General features: G+C 72.3%; 15 protein-coding genes. 3 read left to right on the forward strand and 12 right to left on the reverse strand.

Going from position 1 to position 19,774, the window contains the following annotated elements; all coding sequences use genetic code 11:
- Positions 1 to 14: 14 nt before the first annotated feature.
- From ACTOQ2_RS04760 to ACTOQ2_RS04785, 6 genes are all read right to left on the reverse strand, one after another.
- A complete protein-coding gene (locus ACTOQ2_RS04760) occupies positions 15 to 1,838 on the reverse strand; it encodes a GH39 family glycosyl hydrolase (protein ID WP_440098451.1) in 1,824 nt (607 codons plus the stop codon).
- 49 nt (positions 1,839 to 1,887) lie between these two features.
- Positions 1,888 to 3,498 (reverse strand): glucoamylase family protein, encoded by a 1,611-nt coding sequence (locus ACTOQ2_RS04765; RefSeq protein WP_440098452.1) that lies wholly within the window; start codon positions 3,496 to 3,498, stop codon positions 1,888 to 1,890.
- Positions 3,499 to 3,519: 21 nt separating this feature from the next.
- A complete protein-coding gene (locus ACTOQ2_RS04770; RefSeq protein ID WP_440098453.1) occupies positions 3,520 to 4,329 on the reverse strand; it encodes a carbohydrate ABC transporter permease in 810 nt (269 codons plus the stop codon).
- 116 nt (positions 4,330 to 4,445) lie between these two features.
- A complete protein-coding gene (locus ACTOQ2_RS04775; RefSeq protein WP_440098455.1) occupies positions 4,446 to 5,393 on the reverse strand; it encodes a carbohydrate ABC transporter permease in 948 nt (315 codons plus the stop codon).
- A 2-nt stretch (positions 5,394 to 5,395) separates the two neighbouring features.
- Positions 5,396 to 6,646: a sugar ABC transporter substrate-binding protein gene (locus tag ACTOQ2_RS04780; RefSeq protein WP_440098456.1), complete on the reverse strand. Its 1,251-nt coding sequence runs from the start codon at positions 6,644 to 6,646 to the stop codon at positions 5,396 to 5,398.
- Positions 6,643 to 7,674 carry a LacI family DNA-binding transcriptional regulator gene (locus ACTOQ2_RS04785; protein ID WP_440098458.1) on the reverse strand — a complete coding sequence of 344 codons (1,032 nt, stop codon included), beginning with the start codon at positions 7,672 to 7,674 and terminating at the stop codon, positions 6,643 to 6,645. The genes ACTOQ2_RS04780 and ACTOQ2_RS04785 overlap by 4 nt, the downstream gene beginning before the upstream one ends.
- A gap of 337 nt (positions 7,675 to 8,011) precedes the next feature.
- Between ACTOQ2_RS04785 and ACTOQ2_RS04790 the strand changes: the two genes are divergently transcribed.
- A complete protein-coding gene (locus ACTOQ2_RS04790) occupies positions 8,012 to 11,059 on the forward strand; it encodes an AfsR/SARP family transcriptional regulator (RefSeq protein ID WP_440098459.1) in 3,048 nt (1,015 codons plus the stop codon).
- 251 nt (positions 11,060 to 11,310) lie between these two features.
- Here the strand turns inward: ACTOQ2_RS04790 and ACTOQ2_RS04795 are convergent, their stop codons facing one another.
- Positions 11,311 to 11,454, reverse strand: a complete 144-nt coding sequence (locus ACTOQ2_RS04795; protein WP_440098461.1) for a hypothetical protein — start codon at positions 11,452 to 11,454, stop codon at positions 11,311 to 11,313.
- A gap of 858 nt (positions 11,455 to 12,312) precedes the next feature.
- Between ACTOQ2_RS04795 and ACTOQ2_RS04800 the strand changes: the two genes are divergently transcribed.
- On the forward strand, positions 12,313 to 13,590 hold the full coding sequence (locus ACTOQ2_RS04800) for an ADP-ribosylglycohydrolase family protein (RefSeq protein WP_440098462.1): 1,278 nt from the start codon (positions 12,313 to 12,315) through the stop codon (positions 13,588 to 13,590).
- Between the two features lie 52 nt (positions 13,591 to 13,642).
- On the opposite strand, the gene ACTOQ2_RS04805 is transcribed toward ACTOQ2_RS04800, so the two are convergent.
- The 3 genes from ACTOQ2_RS04805 to ACTOQ2_RS04815 all read right to left on the reverse strand — a co-directional run bounded on the left by ACTOQ2_RS04805 (position 13,643) and on the right by ACTOQ2_RS04815 (position 17,306).
- Positions 13,643 to 14,971, reverse strand: a complete 1,329-nt coding sequence (locus tag ACTOQ2_RS04805) for an ATP-binding protein (RefSeq protein WP_440098463.1) — start codon at positions 14,969 to 14,971, stop codon at positions 13,643 to 13,645.
- Complete coding sequence (locus ACTOQ2_RS04810) at positions 14,968 to 15,876, reverse strand: hypothetical protein (protein ID WP_440098464.1); 909 nt, start codon at positions 15,874 to 15,876, stop codon at positions 14,968 to 14,970. Before ACTOQ2_RS04810 ends, ACTOQ2_RS04805 begins: the two co-directional genes overlap by 4 nt.
- A gap of 476 nt (positions 15,877 to 16,352) precedes the next feature.
- Positions 16,353 to 17,306, reverse strand: coding sequence for a helix-turn-helix domain-containing protein (locus ACTOQ2_RS04815; RefSeq protein ID WP_440098466.1), 954 nt, complete (start codon positions 17,304 to 17,306; stop codon positions 16,353 to 16,355).
- Between the two features lie 103 nt (positions 17,307 to 17,409).
- On the opposite strand from ACTOQ2_RS04815, the gene ACTOQ2_RS04820 reads away from it, so the two are divergent.
- A complete protein-coding gene (locus ACTOQ2_RS04820) occupies positions 17,410 to 17,805 on the forward strand; it encodes a cupin domain-containing protein (RefSeq protein WP_440098467.1) in 396 nt (131 codons plus the stop codon).
- 102 nt (positions 17,806 to 17,907) lie between these two features.
- Here the strand turns inward: ACTOQ2_RS04820 and ACTOQ2_RS04825 are convergent, their stop codons facing one another.
- Both ACTOQ2_RS04825 and ACTOQ2_RS04830 read right to left on the reverse strand, forming a co-directional pair.
- Positions 17,908 to 19,062: an ARPP-2 domain-containing protein gene (locus tag ACTOQ2_RS04825; protein WP_440098469.1), complete on the reverse strand. Its 1,155-nt coding sequence runs from the start codon at positions 19,060 to 19,062 to the stop codon at positions 17,908 to 17,910.
- The gene (locus ACTOQ2_RS04830; RefSeq protein WP_440098470.1) at positions 19,059 to 19,751 is read right to left on the reverse strand and encodes a hypothetical protein; all 693 of its coding nucleotides are present in this window, start codon (positions 19,749 to 19,751) and stop codon (positions 19,059 to 19,061) included. Before ACTOQ2_RS04830 ends, ACTOQ2_RS04825 begins: the two co-directional genes overlap by 4 nt.
- Positions 19,752 to 19,774 lie beyond the last annotated feature (23 nt).

Consider the following 19,774-nt stretch of genomic DNA (forward strand, 5'->3'; position numbering starts at 1 on the left):
CGGACGCGTTCCCGTCAGGCCGGGGTGAACTCCAGGTAGGAGACGGCGGGCATGGGCAGGGAGAACTCCAGCCGCAGGATCCCGTCCGGCGCGTGGAGGATGCGGGCGGGCTCCAGCTCGTCCAGGCCGTTCGCGGCGCGGAGCCGTTCCCACTGCTCGCCCTCGGGCCAGTCGGCGCCCCCGCCGATCTCCGCCCAGACCGCCCGGATGTTGGAGTGCCGCTCGTCGATCCGGTGGTGGCTGACCGCGTAGTCCCCCGCGGCCAGGCCCTCGACGGTGAGGGCGACCTCGCGCGACAGGATCTCCGCGCCGTCGGCCCGGTCCTGGTCGAGGGTGCCGTTCCACACCAGCACCCCGACGGTGCCGGTGGCCGAGCGCGCCGCCCACGCCTCGACCCCCGCGACGTCGCCGCCGGCCGAGCAGGCGAGCTCGTCCTCGCCCAGCCGGTCGGCGAGGGTGAGCGCGAGGTAGCGGGGCTTGCGCAGGTTGCCGACCGTGAGCAGGCCGAACCCGCCGTGGAAGAGCGCGGGCGGGCGGCCCAGCTCCTCGAAGTGGTCCGAGGCCACCCAGTGGGCGAGCGCGTCCACCCGTCCGGCCGCCGACCGCATCCCGTGCAGCAGGAACGCCGCCCCGAACGGCCCGTCGCCGATGCCGTGGAAGTGGGTGGGGGTCGGTCCCCACTCCGTCCACCAGATCGGCGTGCCCGCGCGGCCGTGCCGTTCCAGGGTGGGCCGCCAGTCGAGCGGGGCGTTGCCGTAGGTGTGGGTGGAGACGAAGTCGAGCGCCGCGCCCGAGGCGTCCACGTGGTCGATGAGTTCCTGGACCCAGCCGTTGGCCGCCGACGACGGGCCGCCGACGCGGATGTCCGGGTGGACGTCCTTGACCGCCGCCGCCGACACGTCGTACAGGCGGAAGAACTCCTGTGGCGTACCGCTCCAGAAGACCTCCAGGTTGGCCTCGTTCCACACCTCGAAGGCCCAGTTGTCGACCACCTCGCGCAGGCCGTACCGCTCGACGAGGTGCCGGGTGAGGTCGCGGACCAGGTCGCCCCACCGGTCGTAGTCCCTGGGCGGCGAGATGATCGCCTCGTAGCCGAAGACCGTCTTCGACGGGTCGGAGGCGAGGTCGCGCGGCATGAACGACAGCTCCACGATCGGCCGCATGCCGAACCCGGTGATCGTGTCGTACACCTCGTCCACCCGGCTGAAGTCGTGCACGGGCTTGCCGTCCTCCTCCCGGTAGACGCCGAGGTCGTCGCAGAGGATCGCGTGGGCGCGCACGGTCTCGACGCCCAGCTCGTCCCGCATCGTCCGCAGCGCCTCGGTCAGCTCGGGACCGATCGGGCACCCGCCCACGGTGTCGGCGGACAGCATGTACGACAGGTGCTCGGAGCCGATCATGTACTTCCACGGCCTGGGCAGCGGCCGCGTGCTCGCCGAGGCGTCGACCCGCAGGACCGCCGCGCCCGGCTCGGCGAGCGGCGCGGCGAACACCGCCTCGGTGAGGGGTCCGGTCCGCTCCATGGTGGTGACGGCGGCGACCCGGTACCAGGCGGGTTCCCCGCGCGTGTCGACGTAGCGCGGATCCGGCACGGCCGGCACGTCGACGTCGCGCTGCTCGGTCGGGGTGTACGGTCCCGCCTCGGCGGGCGCGCGGTGGACGAGGTAGCCGATGGCCCCGGCCACCGGTTCCCAGGTCAGCGTGACGTGCCCGCCTCCGCTGTCGGCGCGCAGGCCGCGGGGGGCGGCGACCTCGACCCGTCCGGTCGCGGCCACCTCCCCCGACGGCCGGTAGATGCGGGCCTGCCAGTCCCGGTGTGCGGCGTCGGCCGTGCTCATTGATGTCTCCCCGATGGTCGATGGGTGGGTGTGCGCGTTGGGCCACGGCTCACTTGGGAGGCACGACGGCCCATTCCTCCAGGCGCAGCACGGGGGCGAGCCTGGCCGTGACGTCGCGGGTGGCGAAGTGGCGGCGCAGGCTGTCGTCCGCGAGCGCGTTGCCGAGCGCGATCATGATCATTCCCTGGTCGAGGGCGAGATACTGCTTGGCGACCTTGCCGCTGCGCACGGCGACCGCGTCGTAGAAACCGCCGGGCCCGTAGGCGTCGAAGTTCGCCTTGAGCCTGGCGAGGTTGTCCAGGGCCGCGTCGGGCGCGTGGCGCAGCGCGAGGAACGACGCGTGCGGGGTGACCACGCCGTCCCCGTACGACGCGGGTTCCGGCGCTCCCTCGCGGCATCCCTCGAAGCCGTAGTCGACGGAGGTGCGCTCCTGGTCGGAGGTGTAGCCGGGGGTGTCCATGCCGATCGCGTCCACGCCGTACTCGCGGTAGCCCCCGGCGGGGTCGTTGGACGGGGAGAAGCCCCAGTAACCGTACTTCGCCTCGTTCATGCCGTGCTCGATCTGGGCGGCGATGTAGACCGGCTGGTTGCGGCCCCAGCTCCTGGCGCCCCAGACGTCCTCCGGCACGAGCTGGGTCACCATCAGCTCCTCGAACATGCTGCCGCCCCAGGTGGGCACCAGGCGCATGCCGCGGTAGCCGTAGGTGCCCTCGAAGACGTTGACGCCCATGTACGTGCGCCAGGTGCCGACCGGCTTCTGCTCGGCCCACGACCAGTCGCAGGTGTCGGGGAAGGTCCGCCACATGCCGTAGTAGTGCTCGGGCGGGAGCTGGCCGAGGACGATGCCGACGTAGCTGGCGATCCTGGCCTCGGTGAGCGCGCCGTAGTGGTGGCAGGTGGAGTGGACCGTGGTCCCCGAGCCGTTGTAGTCGCTCTCGACCGAGCAGCCGGTGGGCTTGTCCGGCCAGAACCCGCCGCGCAGCAGGCCGGTGCCCGCGTCGGGGCGCGCCTGCGGGTCGTAGTAGGACTCGAAGTCCATGCTCCTCGCCAGCGCCCCGGCCTGCTTGGAGACCTCGGGCACGGCGCTGCGGAGCATCATGAGGGCGGCGGCGAGCCAGCCGTTGTCGACGCTGGACAGGAACGGCTGGACGGCGGACCCGTCCTCCGGCCAGGTGCGAACGATCTCCAGCGTGCGCGGGTCGTACCAGTTGTAGAACTGGCCGGTCGGGGCGTGCCGCTCCAGCTTCGCCGTCGAGGCGAGCGTCCTGGTCACGCGGCGCAGGGCCTCACCCCGGGAGATGAGGCGGGTGTCGCGGGCGGCCACCGTACTCCACAGGTAGGTGGCGATGTTGGTCGGCGAGGTCACCTTGGCGCGGGTGGCGGGGTCGAGCGAGCCGTCGATCTTGTCGGAGGGCAGCCCGGTCGCCGGGTCGGCCATCGCGGCCATGGACTTCCAGGTGTCCGCGGCGTAGCGGCGCAGCAGCTCCCGCCGCCCCGCTGTCAAGGTGACATCGGGGGAGACGAGGGGAGACGCGGAGGGGGAACCGGAGGGAGCGGGGGGAGCGGGGGGAGCGGGGGCAGGGGCGGCCGAGGCGGGAGAGGGGGCGGCCGTGATCAGGGCGAGACAGGCCGCCAGGGCGGCCACGTGACGACGACGCACGGGGGCTCCTTACGTGGGGGGTTACTTGAGTCCGGTGGAGGCGATGCCCTGGGTGAAGAAGCGCTGCAGGAAGACGAAGAGGACCAGGACCGGCAGCACGACGACCACCGCCCCGGCGATGAGCAGGCCGTACTGGGTTCCCTGGTAGCCGTTGAAGATCGCCAGCGCGACGGGCAGCGTGTACTTGTCCTCGCTCTGGGCGACCACCGCGGGCCACAGGAAGTTGTTCCACGAGCCGAGGAACGTGATCAGGCCGAGCGTGGCGAGCGCGGGCTTGCAGAGCGGCATGACGATCCTGAAGAAGATCCGGAACTCCCTGGCGCCGTCGACCCGCGCGGCGTGGATCAGCTCGTCGGGGATGTCCGCGATGAACTGGCGCATCAGGAAGATGCCCAGCGGGGTGACCAGGCCGGGCAGGATGATCCCGAGGAAGGTGTTGACCAGGCCGAGCTTCGCGATGAGCACGAACTGCGGGATCATCACCACGATGGCGGGCAGCGCCATCTGCGTGAGGACCAGCGCGAAGAGCACGTTCTTTCCGCGGAAGGCCAGCTTGGCGAAGGCGTACCCGACCATCGAGCAGAACAGCAGGTTGCCCGCGACGGTGGCGAGGGCCACCACCGCGCTGTTGACGAACACCTGCGTGATGTTCATCTTCTCCAGCAGCTCGCCGTAGTTGCCGAGCGTCCACTGCACCGGCAGCAGGTCCGGCGGGGTCCGCCTGATCTCGGTCTCCGGCTTGAACGAGGTGAGCAGCGTCCAGGCGAACGGGAGCACGACGAGCACGAGCCCGACGCTGAGCAGCGCGTACGTGGAGAAGCGGCGTTTCACGAGGGCCTCGCGGCCCGGAGCAGGTCTCGCGGGGGGCCTGCGCCCCGGCGCCGGTTTCACGCCGGCCTCCCGGCCCGGAGCCGGTTTCGCGGGGGCCTCCCCGCCCTGAACGGACCTCATCTGGACCTCCCGACCCGGAACTGCAGGACCGCGAGGGCCACGATCACGGTGAACAGGACGCTCGCCGCGGCGGCGGCGTAGCCGTAGTTGCCGGAGCCGAACTGGCCGTAGATGGCGAGCGAGGCCGAGGTGGTCGCTCCCGCCGGGCCTCCCTGGGTCATCACCAGCGGTTCCTCCATGAACTGGGCGAACCCGATGGAGCTGTAGACGGTGCAGAACAGCAGCGCCGGGCGGAGCATCGGCAGCGTGACGGAGCGGAACCGCTCCCAGCGTCCGGCGCCGTCGACCTCCGCCGCCTCGTACAGCTCCCTGGGGATGCCCTGCAGGGCGGCCAGCAGGACGACCATGTCGAAGCCGAAGCTCCGCCAGGCGGTCATGACGATGATCACCGGAAGTGCCAGGTTCTCGTCGGCGAGCCAGCGGGGGCCGTCCACGCCCACCGCCGCGAGCACCTGGTTGACCAGTCCCGCGTCGGGTTCGAGCAGGAACCTCCAGGCCACCGCGACACCGATGATGCTGGTGACGTACGGCAGGTAGTAGCCGAGCCGGAAGAACGCGGCGGGCAGCCGGGCGATCCCGGAGTTCAGCGCCACGGCCGCGCCCAGGCCGAGGGCGATGGTGAGCGGGAGCGCGGTCACCACGAAGATCAGCGTGTTGACCGCGGCCTTGCGCATGAGCTCGTCGTCGAACAGCCGCAGGTAGTTGTCGAGCCCGACGAGGTTCACCCCGAGGGGGTCGCGCACGTCGGTGCTGCGCATGTCGGTGAAGCTCATGCCGAGCTCGACGAGGAGCGGCCCCGCCCAGAAGACCGCGAACATCACCACGAAGGGCGTCACGAAGATCCAGGCCAGGCCGGTACGGCGGAATCCTCCCCCGGATCGCCGCTCCCTGACGGGAGCCGGTCCGGTGGGCTCGCGCGAGCCCACCCGCTCGCTGACCACCATGGTCAGACCCCGGTCCCGATGGTCTCGGCCTGCTCCTGGACGCGCTTGGCCGTCTCCTCGGCCGTCTGCTTGCCCAGGGCCATCTTCTCGACCTCGGTCTCCATCACCTTGGCCACCTGCTCCCAGGTCGGGACGGCGGGGACGGCCTTGGCGTTCTTGAGCTGCTCGCCGAAGACGGTGACGCGCTCGTCGGCGGTGAGCGCCGGGTCCTGCCAGGCGGCCTCGACGCTGGGCAGCGCGTTGACCCTGGTGTACCAGGTGGCCTGGACCTTGGGGTCGACGAGCCAGCGCAGGAACTTCCAGGCGGCCTCGCGGTTCTTCGCGTCCTTGAAGACCACCATGTCGCTGCCGCCGACCAGGCTGGGGCCTCCGGCGCTCCCCTTCGGGTAGGGCGCGACGGCGAACTTGTCGCCGAAGCCCTCGCCTCCGTCCTTCTCCAGGCCCGCGATCATCCACGGCCCCGAGTAGAAGGCGCCGACCTTCCCCTTGACGAACGTCTGCGGGAAGGCGCCGGTCGGCTGGTCGGTGCTGGCGAGCCCGCTCTCGAAGAACGAGCCGTACTGCTTGAGCGCCTTGACCATCTCGGGCGTGTCCAGCGTCCACTTCCCGTCCGCGATGATCTCGCCCCCCGCCTGCCACACCAGCGGCAGCACCTCCTGCCAGGAGCCCTGCCGGAAGTTCTGCTCGACGCCGAGCGAGGCGCCGCCCCTCTCCTTGAGCGCCTTCACGAAGGCGGTGGTCTCCTCCCAGGTGGCGGGCGGCTTCACCGACGCCTTCTCGGCGAGGTCCTTGCGGTAGTACAGGGCGCGGGTCTCGACGTACCAGGGCACGCCGTACGCGGTCCCCTCCACCTCGACCGTGCCCCACGCGCCGGGGAAGAACGCCGACTTGTCGATCAGGTTGGCCGGGGTGGGGTCGAGGGCACCGGTCTTGGCCATCTCGCCCATCCAGGTGCTGCCCAGCATGGTGACGTCGGGGGTGGCGTTCCCCGCGATGGCCGCGGTGATCTTGTCGTGGGCGATGTCCCAGCCGAGCGCGGTCACCTTGACCGTGATGCCGGGGTTGGCCGTCTCGAAGTCCTTGGCGAAGGCGCCCAGCGCCTCCCCCTCGGCCCCGATCGCCCAGACCGTGACCTCGCCGGTGGCCTTGCCGGTGTCGACGTCCCTCGCCTGCTCGGCGGTCCCTCCGGTGCTCCGGCCGCACCCGGCGAGCACCAGCCCCAGCGCGAGGATCCCGACGGCGTACTTCTTCACTTTTCCTCCAGGGGGTGAGGCCCGCAGCTGGATCGGACGATCAGCTGGGTGGGGAGAATCTCGGAGTTCGGGACGGTGCGGGTGCCCTTGATGAGCTCGTCCAGCGCGCGGGCGGCGCGGGCGCCGAGCAGGCGCATGGGCTGGCGCACCGTGGTGAGGGCGGGCCTGGCGTGGCGGGCGGCCATGATGTCGTCCCAGCCGGTGATCGCCACGTCGCCTGGCACGTCGAGGCCGAGTTCCTCGGCTGCCAGGATGACGCCCAGGGCCACCTGGTCGTCGGCGCAGATCACCGCCTCGGGACGGTGTCCGCCGCCGGGTTTCCCGCCGAGCAGCGCACGCCCCGCCGCGTACCCGCCCTCCACGGTGAGCTCGCAGGGCAACGGCGCCGGAGGCCGGATCCCGTGGCCGGACAGGACCCGTCTGACCCCCGTCCAGCGCTGGGTGACGTCGCCCTGGTCGTCGTCTCCGGCCAGGGCGAAGGTGGTGTAGCCGTGACCGAGCAGGTGGGTGGCGAGCGCCTCGGCCGAGGCGGTGTTCTCGCTGGAGACCGCGTCCGCCCGTTCGACGGGATCGCGTGCGAGCAGGACCAGCGGCGTCCTGCTCCTGACGATCTCGTCCACCACGGCGTCCTCGACGGTCCTGCCGAAGATCACCATGCCGTCCACCCGGCCGACGAGGTCCCTGACCAGGTCCTGCACCGCGGCCCGTCCGCGGGTGGACAGGATGAGCACGGAGCGGCCGAGCTCGGCGGCCACCTCCTCGTACCCGAGGAGGACCTCGGCGAAGTAGGGGCCGGACAGGTCGGGGAAGACGATCCCGTTGGCCGCGTGGCGGCCCTGGGCCAGGGAGACGCCGAGGCGGCTGGGGGTGAAGCTGAGCTCCTCGACCGCCCTCAGCACCTTCTCGCGCGTTCCGGCCGCGACGGGGCCGGTGTTGCGCAGCGCCCGGGAGACGGTGGCGATGGAGACGCCCGCCCGTTGCGCGACCTCGTAGATGGTCGCGCCCTGACCTTCGTCGCTGTTTGACACCCGTCGTCCGATCTGCCGGAAGGTGGAAGCGCTTACACTCGACGGCGACTGAGAGTGGAAGCGCTTACAGTGGATGAGCGGAGTCAATCACCGGACGGAATCATCCGTAAAGACTTGTTACATCACCGTTACCAAACAGGCACAGCGGTGTTCCGGGATTTGTGAGACTTGTCAGGAAAAAAGAAAGCCTGCCGCCTCCCGGCACGAACGAATGCCGGTCGACTATCGCCAAAAGATCATCCGGGCTATCCTCGCCGGAATCGGGCAGTCCGTAATCGCCAGGGCGTGGCACCGTCCACCTCGCCCCCTGAGATCCGTGAGCCGTTCGGGGAGCTTGATGAGATTCCAGGTGCTCGGCGATGTGACGATCATCGCCGACGAACGTCCCGTGCTCCTGTCCTCACGCAGGCAGGAGCAGCTGCTGGCGCTCCTCATCTGCGCGCGAGGGCGCGTCGTACCGGCCGAGGCCCTGATCGACGCGCTGTGGGGGGAGCGGCTCGGACCGCGCGCGGGCAAGAACCTGCAGGTGCTCGTGCACCGGCTGCGCAGGACGCTCGACGCCCCCGAGCGGATCCGGCACGACCGCTCGGGCTACGCGCTGTCCGCGCGGCCCGAGGAGGTCGACGCCTGGCACTTCGCCGACCTGACCGAGCGCGCCAGGCGGGCGCTGAACCGGGGGGAGCCGGAGGTGGCGTCCGTCCTGCAGCGGGAGGCGCTCGCGCTGTGGAACGGCCGGGCCTTCTCGGGACTGGACGGCGTGGCCCAGCTGGCGGAGGCGGCCGAGCGCCTGGAGCAGGACCGCAGGCGGGTGCTGACCGAGCGCATCGACACCGACCTGGCGCTGGGCAGGCACGCGGAGGTCATCCCCGAGCTGCTCTCGATGGTCGCGGAGGATCCGCTGGTGGAGTCCACGACCGCGCGGCTGATGGTGGCGATGCACCGGGCCGGGCTGCGTACGGAGGCGCTGGAGACCTACCGGCGCACCCGTACCGTCCTGGCCGAGGAGCTGGGCCTGGAGCCGGGGCCGCAGCTGCGCGCGCTGGAACGGGCCATCCTGCGCGGGGATCCCCGGGTCGACCTGGACCCCCGCCCTGAAGCGGCACCGGCGAGGAACCCGGGCCCCGCCCCTCCCGTCCCCTCTCCCCCGGCTCCGTCACCGCCGTCACCGCCGTCCCCGCCGTCACCGCCGGCCCCGTCCCTGCTCCCCGCCGGAGTGGGCGACCTCACCGGGCGCGACACCGAACTGCGCTGGCTCCTCTCCGTCCTGCGCGACCGCCCCGCCTCCGGACCGGTGATCTGCGCCATCTCCGGCATGCCGGGGGTGGGCAAGAGCGCGCTGGCCCTGCAGGCCGCCCACGACCTGCGGGACGCCTTCCCCGACGGCCGGCTGTACGTGAACCTGCGCGGCGCCGGAGCCGAACCGGTCGAGCCGTCGCACGCGCTCAGCCGGTTCCTGCGCGCCCTCGGCATGCCGGGGACGGCCGTTCCCGACGGCCTGGACGAGCGCGCCGAGGTGTTCCGCGCCCACCTGTCCGACCGGCGCGTGCTGGTGCTGCTGGACGACGCCGCGAACGAGGCCCAGATCGAGCCGCTCATCCCCGCGGGGAACGGCTGCGCGGTGGTGGTCACGAGCCGCGGCGCGCTGACCGCCCTGCCCGGCGCGCAGCGGCTCGCCCTGGGGGTGCTCGGAGAGGCCGCCGCCGTCCGGCTGCTGGGTACGATCACCGGCCGGGTCGAGCTGGCCGCCGACACCGCCACCGCCGGGCGGCTGGCCGAGCTGTGCGGGCATCTCCCCCTGGCGCTCAGGATCGCCGGGGCGCGGCTGGCCGCCCGGCCGCACTGGAGCGTCGACCGGCTGGTCTCCCGGCTCGCCGCCGAACACGACCGGCTCGACGAGCTCACCCATGGCACCCTGTCGGTACGGGCCAGCCTCGCCCTCGGTTACTCCGGTCTCGACGAGCCCGGCCGCACCCTGTTCCGCCGCCTCGCCCTGGTCGAGACGCCCGACTTCGCCGGCTGGGTCGCCGCGGCGCTGCTCGACGCCGGCCCCCGCGCCGGCCCCCGCGCCGGATCGCGCTCCGCCGAGGAGATGGACGCCGAGGAGGTGCTGGAGAGGCTCATGGAGGCGCAGCTCGTCGAGTACGCGGGCCAGGACGGCGTCGGCGAGCCCCGCTACCGCGTCCACGACCTGGTGCGGCTGCACGCCAGGGAGCGCGGCGAGACCGACGATCCTCCCGGCGCCACCGTCGCCGCGCTGACCCGGCTGGCGGGAGGGTATCTCGCGCTCGCCGAGCGGGCGCACCGGCGGCAGTACGGCGGCGACTACACCGTCCTGCACGGCGGCGGGCCGCGCTGGGACTGCGGGGAGGCCACCTCCGACCGCCTGCTCGCCGACCCGTCCGGCTGGCTGCGCGGCGAACGGCTCGGCCTGGTGGCGGCGGTGGAGCAGGCCGCCCGGCTCGGCCTGAGCGAGATGTGCTGGGACCTGGCGATGACGGCGGTCACCCTGTTCGAGGCGCAGGGCCACTTCGACGACTGGCGGCACACCTCGGAGACCGCGCTGGCCGCCGCCCTGCGCGCGGGCGACCGGCGCGGCGAGGCGGCGATGCGCTACTCGCTGGGCACGCTCGCCCTGTTCCGGCAGCGCTACACCGACGCGCGACCGCACCTGGAGGCCGCGCTGCCGCTCTTCGAGACGGTGGGCGACCGGCACGGCCAGGCTCTCACCCTGCGCAACGCGGCGCTGATCGAGCGGGTGGAGGGGCGGGTGGAGACCGCGCTCGACGCCTACCGGCGGGCGTTGCGCATGCTCCGCGAGGTCGGCGACCGGCACGCCGAGGCCCACGTGCTCGGCAGCATGGCCCAGATCCACATCGAGCACGACCGCCCCCGCACGGCGGCCCCGCTCCTGGAGACGGCGCTGGCCGTCTACCGTGACCTGGGCAACGCGCGAGGAATCGCGCAGATCCTCAACAGGCTGGGACTGCTGCACCTGCGCCAGAACGACCCGACGCGGGCGAAGGACGCGTTCGGGCAGGTCCTGCTCGCCGCCAGGTCGGCCGGAGACCGCATCGGCGAGGCGTACGGCCTGCTCGGGACGGGCGAGGCCGAGCTGCTGGCGGGCGAGCTCGACAGCGCGGCCGGCCTGCTCGACGCGGCGCTGCTGCTGGCCGAGGAGCTCGGGGAGCCCTTCGTCGCGGCCCGCGCCCGCCTGGCCCGCGGGCGGCTCGCCGCCGAGCGCGGCGAGCACGGGCAGGCCGCGACCATGCTGGACCGGGCGGTGAGGGAATTCGCCGACATCGGCCTGCCGGTCTGGCACGAGCGGGCGCTCGAGGCCCGGCGCGCCCTCGACGGCATGCTCTCCGCGCCGCCCACCCCCTGCTGACCGGACGGGACCGCGTCCGGGCCGGATGTGCGACCCGGGGGTGCGCGACCGAGCGGGAGCGCGGCCGGGCTGAATGTGCGACCCGAGGGGCGCGGCCGGACAGGTGCACGAGGTCGGGGGTACGCGGCCGGGAGTGCGCGGCCGGACGGGAGCGTGACCGGGGGTGCCCGGCCAGGTGGGTGCGCGGCCGGACGGGAGCGCCGAAGCCCCTCGCCCGGCCGCTTCACGCGACGCCGGTTTCCGCCGGTGAGCTACTCGCCGGGGTCCATCCAGTGGCTGTCACAGTTGGGCTTGGTTACCTGATCGTGCAGATCGATCGCCGCGGCCGGCGTGGCGCTCGCGCCCAGCAACCCGGCCACCATCAGCGCCAGCAACCCCGTCTTGATCTTCTTCATCTTTCTCCTTGATCGTCAACAGATCGGTGCCATGCCCCACAGGCGTTGGTGATCGATAGCCAATCACGAGCGCCAGGTGTCGCGTATGGGATCTCGCTGTTGAACTTCTCCCCCTTCGGCTGTTATCGCCCTTCCCCTGGCGAAGGCTGACGGTCGGACGAGAAGACCGGTTCCGCCGGCCTGGGCACCGGACCTCGGCCCACCCGCCGCTCGACGCTGAGCGGCGGCTGCTCCCCACCGGCGATCAGTGTCCGGTGCCCGGCCGCCGGTGCCGGACGTCCGGCGCGAGCGGGCCCGCGCAGAAGTGACCGGCACCCCTCGGTGGAGCCTCGATGACCACGTACAACCCCGTTCCCGGTGTCAGACCGCAACAGCCCCCGTAGCCGCTGCGGCGACGACCCCGGCGCGATGTGGCCCACCCGGCGTCGTTCCCGGCCGGTGGTCCACCCGAGATTCCGGGCGGTTCCCCGGCCGATGGGAAGCGAGACGACAGGCATGGGTGCGGCCGGCTGACCGGCCGTACCCATGCCGCCCCGGTGTCGTGTCGTTGGTTCCCACTGCGGACGACCATCTCCACCTCGCACAGCTCGGATGCCGCCTGCGGACGACATCGACGCTGGTCAACGCCAAGATAGACAAATCTGGTTTCACACCGGTTTCACGTCACCCCCTCCGGCCGGGCCCGGACGCCCCGGTCCCTGCCCGGCTCCGGTGACCGGTCCATCGCGAGTACCTCTGGTCCCCCGAACGCGGTCACCTGGACAATGCGCATGTCGACCACTTTCTCTCGATGTCCTCGCGCACAGTCTCGAACCTGAAGTTATGTTGATGTCAACCGACGAAAAAAGGATCATGCCCGTGCACCCTTCCGTCCATGACCTGCCGGACCGCCGCGACCGCGTGAGAGGCTGCCTGCTGGGCGGCGCGCTCGGCGACGCGCTGGGTGCTCCCGTCGAGTTCGAGTCGATCAAAAGGATCCGCGGGCAGCACGGACCCGAGGGGCTGACCGGCCTGGTCCCCGACTGGCGCGGCAAGGTCGGCCTGATCACCGACGACACGCAGATGACGCTGTTCACCGTGGAGGGGCTGATCCGCGGCGGTGACGTCGCCGCCGTCCGGCGCGCCTACCTGCGCTGGCTGGACACCCAGCAGCACCGCTCCCCGCCCCCCGCCTCCCCCGCGCACGACCGCACCGCCGCCCGCCCGGCGCACGTCTCCTCCCCGGCCACGAACGACCGTCCGGCGCACGACCGTCCGGCGAACGATCCCGCTCCGGCCCCGTCCGGGAACGACCTGGTCCGCACCGGCCTGCTGCGCGAGCAGGAGTGGCTCTACTCCCAGCGGGCCCCCGGGAACGCCTGCCTGTCGGGCCTGCGCGACCGCCGGGCCCGCCAGGCAGGCGCCCCCGCCCCGTTCGGCGAGCCCGGACCGGTCAACCCCGGTTCCAAGGGCTGCGGGACGGTCATGCGCTCGGCCCCCTTCGGCCTGGGCGCGCGCAGCGCCCGCCACGCCTTCGACCTGGCCGCCGAGTGCGCCCAGATCACCCACGGCCACCCCACCGGCTACCTGGCCGCCGGCGCCTTCGCCGCCATCGTCCACTTCCTGACGGAGGACGAGTTCCCGGCGGAGAACGGGTCCTTGACGGAGAACGGGCCCGGCGGGGCGGGCGGGTCCCCGAAGCCGGACGAGACGCTCGCGCGGGCCGTACGGAAGGCGATGGACCTGCTGGCGACGTACCCCTCGCACGAGGAGACCAGCCTGGCGCTGCGCGGCGCCGTGTCCCTCGCGGCGCGGGGCGGCCCGACACCGGAGAAGGTGGAGTCACTGGGCGGCGCGTGGGTCGCCGAGGAGGCACTCGCCATCGCGGTCTACTGCGCCCTGACCCACCCCGCGCCCGGCGACGTCGGGCGGGCGCTGCTGCTCGCGGTCAACCACTCCGGCGACAGCGACTCCACCGGCGCCGTCTGCGGCAACCTCCTGGGCACCCTCCACGGTGAGGCGGCGCTCCCCGCCGACTGGCTCGCGCACCTTGAGGGCCGGGACGCCATCACCGAGCTGGCCGACGACTTCGCGACCTGGTCCGCCGGGAACCACGAGATCACCGACGCCTGGCGCAGGAAGTACCCGGGCGCCTGACCTCTGGGCTTCCCCCGGTGGTGAGCCCGCGTCCAGCCGATGACGAGGACGCCTACCGCGTGCTGAGCGGGAGACGGAGGACGAAGCGCGCTCCGCCCGAGGACGCGTCCTCGACGTGGAGGGTGCCGTGGTGGGCGCGGGCGATGTCACGGGCGATGGCCAGGCCGAGCCCGGTGCCGCCGCGGTCGCGACTGCGGGCGGTGTCCAGCCGGGCGAAGCGCTGGAAGATGTGCTCGCGCTCCGCTGGAGGCACGCCCGTACCGTCGTCGGTGACGCTGAGCTCGGCCATGCTTCCGGTGCGGCGCACTGTGACCACCACGTCGTGCGTGGTGTGCCGTTGCGCGTTGTCCAGCAGGTTGTCCAGCACTCGGCGGATCTGTTCCGGGACGGCGTCGGCCGTCATGCCGGCGGTGAGGTCGAGCCGTGCCGGGTGCGGATCGCGGGTGCGGCGCGCGGTTCCGGCCTCGGCCAGTGCGGCCAGGTCGACGGGCTCCAGGGCGGCGGGCGGTGCCGCTCCGATCCGGGCCAGCATGAGGAGGTCGCTGATGATGGCCTGCAGCCGGTCCACATCGCCCAGGGAGTGTTTCACCAGTTCGGAGAGGTCGTTCTCGTCGGGGTGAAGTTGCGCCTCCTCCAGCTTGACCCGTAGCCCGGCCAGCGGAGTGCGCAGTTCGTGCGAGGCGTCGGTGGTGAAGCACCGCTGGCGGTCGAGCGCCTGCTGCAACGACTCGGTGACACGCTCCAGCTCTGCGGATATCGCGCGCTCGCGGGTGTAGTGGCGGGCGTTGTCGACGCACACCGCGGCGCGGCCGACCAGTTCCTCGGCCAGGGCGAGGTCGTCCTCCTCGAACGCGTCCTTGCCCGTGGCGCGATAGAAGCTCACCACCCCGAGCGTGACGCTCCGGGCTCGCACCGGCACCGTGATGAGCGAGTGGATGCCCTGCTCACAGATTCTCCGGCCGCGCTCGGGATCCTGTGCCATCCACCCGAAAGCGGTGGACAACACCGGGTCGAGCACCGGCTGCTCGGTGGCGAGGCTGCGCCCCTGCGGCGTGGACGGGAGCGGGTGGATGAGCGCGCCGAGCTGGTACAGAGCGGTCCCCTCCCCGATGCCCGCGAAGGCGACCCGGCGCAGCCCCGCGTCCATGCCGGCGGGCTCGTCGCCCCGCAGGACGCAGTCGGCCAGGTCGACGGCGACATAGTCGGCGAACCGGGGGACGGCGACCTGGGCCAGCTCCTCGGCGGTCCGGGTGACTTCCAGGGTGGTGCCGATGCAGGAGCCCGCGTCGCACAGCAAGCTGAGTCGCTCACGCGCCCGCAGGGCGAGCCGGCCGATGCCCGGCTCGCTCATGGCGAGCAGCCACTCGTCGGGGTCGGTCACCTTCCTCCCCCGTTCGACCGGGCCTCCTGGCCGTCGGTGAGCCTCGCCTTCACCGCGATGGCGGTGGAACCGATGATCGACTGGGCCACGAGCGTGGCGGTGCGGCCGTCCGAGAGGACCATCTTCACCACCGCCGCCCGGCCCTGCGCGACCAGTCTCACGGCGGCGTCCTCCAGGACGCGCCGATCACAGCGGCACAGGTCCAGGGGCGTGGAAGCCGTCGCGACGCCTCCTTCGGGCGCCCGGAGGAACTCCTCCATCAGGGCCCGCTCGTGTTCGACCACCATTTCGAACAATCGCCGTTCGACGGCGGCGGCCAATCGCCGGGCCAGGACCATCATCTCCGCGTTGGCCGTGTCCTTCAGGCAGACGACGCTGATGGCCCCGTTCGTCCGCCCGCTGAGCGGGTGGCGTATCGGGGCGCCCACGCCGGTGAGCCCGCGCAGTTCCTCCGCGAAGTGCTCATTGCCGGTGACCTGGCGGATCCGCCGTTCCACCAGCGCCGAGCCAAAGGCGCTGGTGCCCATGTCCGCCTCGGCGAAGTGGAACCCGGGCGCGGCGCCGACCGCGTCCATGGTCCGGCGCAGGGCCGGGTCGCCCTCGCTGCGCAGGAACAGGACCCCCTTCGCATCGCCCAGGAACATGGTCACGGGGGTGCCCTTGATGACGGTACGCATCCGCTCGAACACGGGCCGGGCCGCGCGCACCACTCCGCAGTCAAAATCAAGATCACCAGACAGGCGCGGCCTCACGGCGCCGGGCGTGAGTCCCGCCTCCTGGCACCGCCGCCACGATTGCAGGGTCGCGGCGCGTACCTCGTTCCCCGTGAGCTTCCCGTCCAGGAACCACTCCACGAGCTTCTCGTCGGGCCCTCCCCCGTCGTCCCAGCTATCTGCCATTGCCATCCCGCCCACTCCAAAAACATCCATACGGTGAGCTTTATGTACCTTTCATCCAGAATACGGAGGAAACACATCTTTAATCCCATACCGCGGCAAAGATATGTCAGTCCCTGGCCTTCCCTGGCGGAGGCCGTCATGCCCGTGCACCCTCAGCCGAGCGCCGTGCAGTACGCCAGCATCTGATAGAGATCCGCACCATGGCCGTCGGGCCCTGTTGAGATCTTGTACTTGCTGTCCACCACCGCGGCGGGAACCTCCTTCCCCGCTCAGGCGGCAAGGGCGTGGTTGAGGTGATCGTGGAACTCGCGGACCATGACGCTGTCGCCGTACGGGTCCAGTTGCCCGCCTCTGCGTTCAGCTCCGCCTCCTCGTACCTGCTCGTCCACACCGGGTCGCGGTCGAAAGAACCCGACTTCGTCGCTGTCGGCGGGTTCTGGGCCGGGCATCTGGGCGGGCGTTCTCCCAACCGGACGAAAAGCTCAGCCCGCCGGGGGCGGCTCGGCGTCCGGCCCGAACCGCCGCCGGTAGGCCAGCGGGCCGAGCCCGGTCTGCCGGCGCATCCGGGCCCGTAGGTTCGACGCGGTTCCGAGCCCGCTGAGCCGGGCCACCATGTCGAACCGGAGCTCGCCGCGCTCGATCAGCCGGCAGGCCAGTGCCACCCGTTCGGCGGTGAGCCAGGCCAGCGGGGTGGTGCCGAGCTGGGCGGTGAACCGCCGGTGCAGGGTGGCGGGGCTGACCGCCGCGTGTGCCGCCAGGTCCGCGACGGTCAGTGGCCGGTCCAGCCGGTCCTGGGCCCAGGCGAGCACCGAGCCGAGGGAGGCGTCGGGCACGGCGGGGACCGGCCGTTCGACGAACTGCCGCTGGCCGCCGTCCCGGTGCGCCGCGAACACCAGGCGCCGGCTCACCGTGTTGGCCACCTCCGCGCCGTGGTCGCGGCGGATCAGGTGCAGGCCGAGGTCCAGCGCCGCCGCGCTGCCCGCCGCGGTCAGCACGTCACCGTCGTCGACGAACAGCACGTCGGGCCGGAGCCGGACCCCGGGGTAGCGGGCGGTGAACGACTCCGCCCAGCGCCAGTGCGTGGTGGCCCTGCGACCGTCGAGGACGCCCGCCGCGGCCAGGGTGAAGGTGCCGGTGCAGAAGCTCACCAGCCGGGCACCCCGCCCTGCGGCGCGCCGGATGGCGTCCAGCACTTCCGGGGCCGGGTCCGTCAGCGGGTCCGGCCGGTTGGGCACGATCACGGTGTCGGCCTCGTCGACCGCGTCGAGCCCGGCCACGCCCGACAGCGTGAACATCCCGGCGTGCATGCGGACGGCGGGCAGCGCGGCACTGAGCGTGAGGTCGTACCACGGCACGTCGATCTCGGGACGGCGCAGCCCGAACAGCTCGGTCGCCACGCCCAGCTCGAACGGGTTCGAACCGTCGTCGACGATCATGGTCACCCGGTGCGGGCGCCCCGCAGTCCTTTGCGAGGATTCAAGCGACATATGCGATTCCTAGCACTCACACCGTCCGGGCACCACCCGCCACGATGGCCTCATGAACGGTGAACCAGTCCTCCTGCGGACCGCGCTGGCCGGCTTCGACAAGCTGTGGAGCCCGCGGATCGTCACCCGGGTGAACGACTACGACGTCCGGATCGCGAAGGTGTCCGGCGAACACATCTGGCACGCCCACGACAACACCGACGAGTTCTTCATGGTGCTCGACGGCGAGTTGTCCATCGCCCTGCGCGACGCCGACACCGGCGAACGCGTCGTCACGCTGCCACAGGGGGCGGTGTTCGTCGTACCGCGCGGTGTCGAGCACCGGCCGTCGTCGGCCCGGGGTGCCTCGATCCTGATGTTCGAACCGACCGGCACCCCGTCGGTCGGCGACCGGCACGACCCGATTCCCGATCATGTCGACGCCACCATCGGCCACACACTCGGCTGAGCCGACGCCGAGGGCCGGCTCCAGCCGGCCCTCGGAGACGAGGTGGTCGACTCGCCGGAGACGCCGCGCGTGCAGCCGCTGGACGTGGGCTTCCACGAGCGGTCACCGGCGGCCGCGGCGGGCCTGCGCGCGATAGTGGTCGAGGACGTCTTGACGAAGGAGGTGGCCGAAGCCCGCGGCCTCGATGCGCAGGCCGAGTTCGGGCTCGGTCACGCCGAGCGCGACGGCGGTGTCGGCCAGGTTCCAGCCGGCGGCGGCGAGCCTGGTCAGCAGATGACCGCGCCGGACCTGGTTCTCCGACAGGCGGAACGTCTTGAGGTACGCGAGTCGGCCGGCGCCGTCGGTGATGAGCTCGCCGATGTGGTTCTCCCGCTGCCGTTCGAAGGGCGGCAGGAAGCGGGACAGGCGATACCCGCCCATGTCGTGGACGCGCTGGTAGGTGTAGCCGGCGCCCAGCAGCCCGCCCGCCATGACCTGGTCGTGGAAGGCCGCCCACTCGTCCTGCTGCCGGCGGGCCTGGGCGCGAAGGTCGGCGAGCGAGCGCACCGTCGCGTCCGCGATGCGGGCCTGGAAATCGGGCACCGGCCCGCCGAACATCGCGTAGTGGTGGATCAGCTCGCCGTACAGGTCGTGGACGAGGGTGGTGTGCAGGGCGCGGTAGTCGTCGGGGTGCGGCACCACGAACGCGGCGGCGAGCGCGTCCGCGACATAGAGGAGAACGCCGCACTGGCCGCGGTGGATCTCGAAGACGCGAAGGGCGTCCTCCAGGCCTCTGACCGCGGCGCCCACGTACGCCTCCTCGACGCGGGGCGAGAGCCCGCGGCTGATCGCGCGGTGTGACCACTCCTCCCACACGATCTCCGGCCCGCCGAAGTGCAGCGCCAGATACCCTTCGAGCGCCAGGTGCAGGGGCAGGAAGCGCAGCCGGTTCTTTCCGGCTCGGCGAGCCATCCGGCGGTGGAACCGCAGCGGCATCCGACCGGGCGTGCGCTCACGCTCTTCCGGTCCCCGGAGCTGGGTTCCGTACGCCGCGGCGGGGGTGCCGTCGGGCGTCCAGCTCGCCACGAATCCGTGCGGGATGTAGGAGGAGTACGCGGTCCGCGCGTCCACCGCGACGACGCCGAAGTCCGCGTCGTAGAGCCGGGCGTCGAGCCGCAGGTCCTCGATCGGCTCCTCGCGGACCAGCGGGACGAGCCGTACGCCACCCCATGCCTGCGCGGGGCGGGTGGAGAGCCCGGTGAGGGCGAGATCCGTCATGCGTCCTCCCGCAGGAACGCCTCGACGCGGCGCGCCAGGTGGGCGCGCAGCTCGAAGAGCCCGGTGCGCCCCTCCGCGAACCGGGCCAGCTCCACCAGGGCGACCAGGTTCTCGGCGTCGCGGATCCCGGCGGTCGGGACGGTGGGCGCCAGCCGCCGTACGTCGAAGTCGGCCGCGTCGTACACCGGGTTGAGGTGCACGACGGCGCAGGTGTGGTCCGGGTCGAGCCGGGTGCGCCAGATCCGCAGCACCTCTCCGGCGAGCCCCGGCGGTGAGTTGTCCCATCCGTCGGAGACGATGACGAGGCGCCCGGGTCCGCGTTCGAGGCCGTCGAGGATGCGCTCGCCGAGCGGTGTCGCCCCGTACGGATGGGCGAGCAGCGCGTCCGTACGGCCCGACAGCCACAGCGGCGTGTACTCGGAGGCCAGCGCCTCCAGCAGGAAGTGGCAGGCGAGCGCGACGGCGAGCGGGCGGCGGCGCTTGTGCCCAGAGCCGTACGCGGAGAAGCTGTCGTCGAGGACGGCGGCCACCGCGCCCCAGCGCCCGGCCTGGTCGCCCGCGGTCCGGCGGGCGGCCGCGCGCAGCGCCTCCGTCAGCTCGGCGCGGCGGCGCACGCGATCGTCCAGGGAGAGGGCGAGCACGTACGACGCGAGCCGGGTCAGCGGCATCGTGGTGAGGTCGGCCCGCACCGCGCCGGCCCCCAGACCGCGCG

Source organism: Streptosporangium sp. H16, from assembly GCF_051918855.1.
In the GTDB taxonomy this organism is placed as follows: domain Bacteria; phylum Actinomycetota; class Actinomycetes; order Streptosporangiales; family Streptosporangiaceae; genus Streptosporangium.

Bases quoted from the DNA above. Each gene is read 5' to 3' on its own strand.
- ACTOQ2_RS04760 (WP_440098451.1), bottom strand. From the start codon at position 1,838: ATGAGCACGGCCGACGCCGCACACCGGGACTGGCAGGCCCGCATCTAC.
- ACTOQ2_RS04775 (WP_440098455.1), bottom strand. From the start codon at position 5,393: ATGGTGGTCAGCGAGCGGGTGGGCTCGCGCGAGCCCACCGGACCGGCT.
- ACTOQ2_RS04790 (WP_440098459.1), top strand. From the start codon at position 8,012: ATGAGATTCCAGGTGCTCGGCGATGTGACGATCATCGCCGACGAACGT.
- ACTOQ2_RS04795 (WP_440098461.1), bottom strand. From the start codon at position 11,454: ATGAAGAAGATCAAGACGGGGTTGCTGGCGCTGATGGTGGCCGGGTTG.
- ACTOQ2_RS04810 (WP_440098464.1), bottom strand. From the start codon at position 15,876: ATGGCAATGGCAGATAGCTGGGACGACGGGGGAGGGCCCGACGAGAAG.
- ACTOQ2_RS04815 (WP_440098466.1), bottom strand. From the start codon at position 17,306: ATGATCGTCGACGACGGTTCGAACCCGTTCGAGCTGGGCGTGGCGACC.
- ACTOQ2_RS04820 (WP_440098467.1), top strand. From the start codon at position 17,410: ATGAACGGTGAACCAGTCCTCCTGCGGACCGCGCTGGCCGGCTTCGAC.
- ACTOQ2_RS04825 (WP_440098469.1), bottom strand. From the start codon at position 19,062: ATGACGGATCTCGCCCTCACCGGGCTCTCCACCCGCCCCGCGCAGGCA.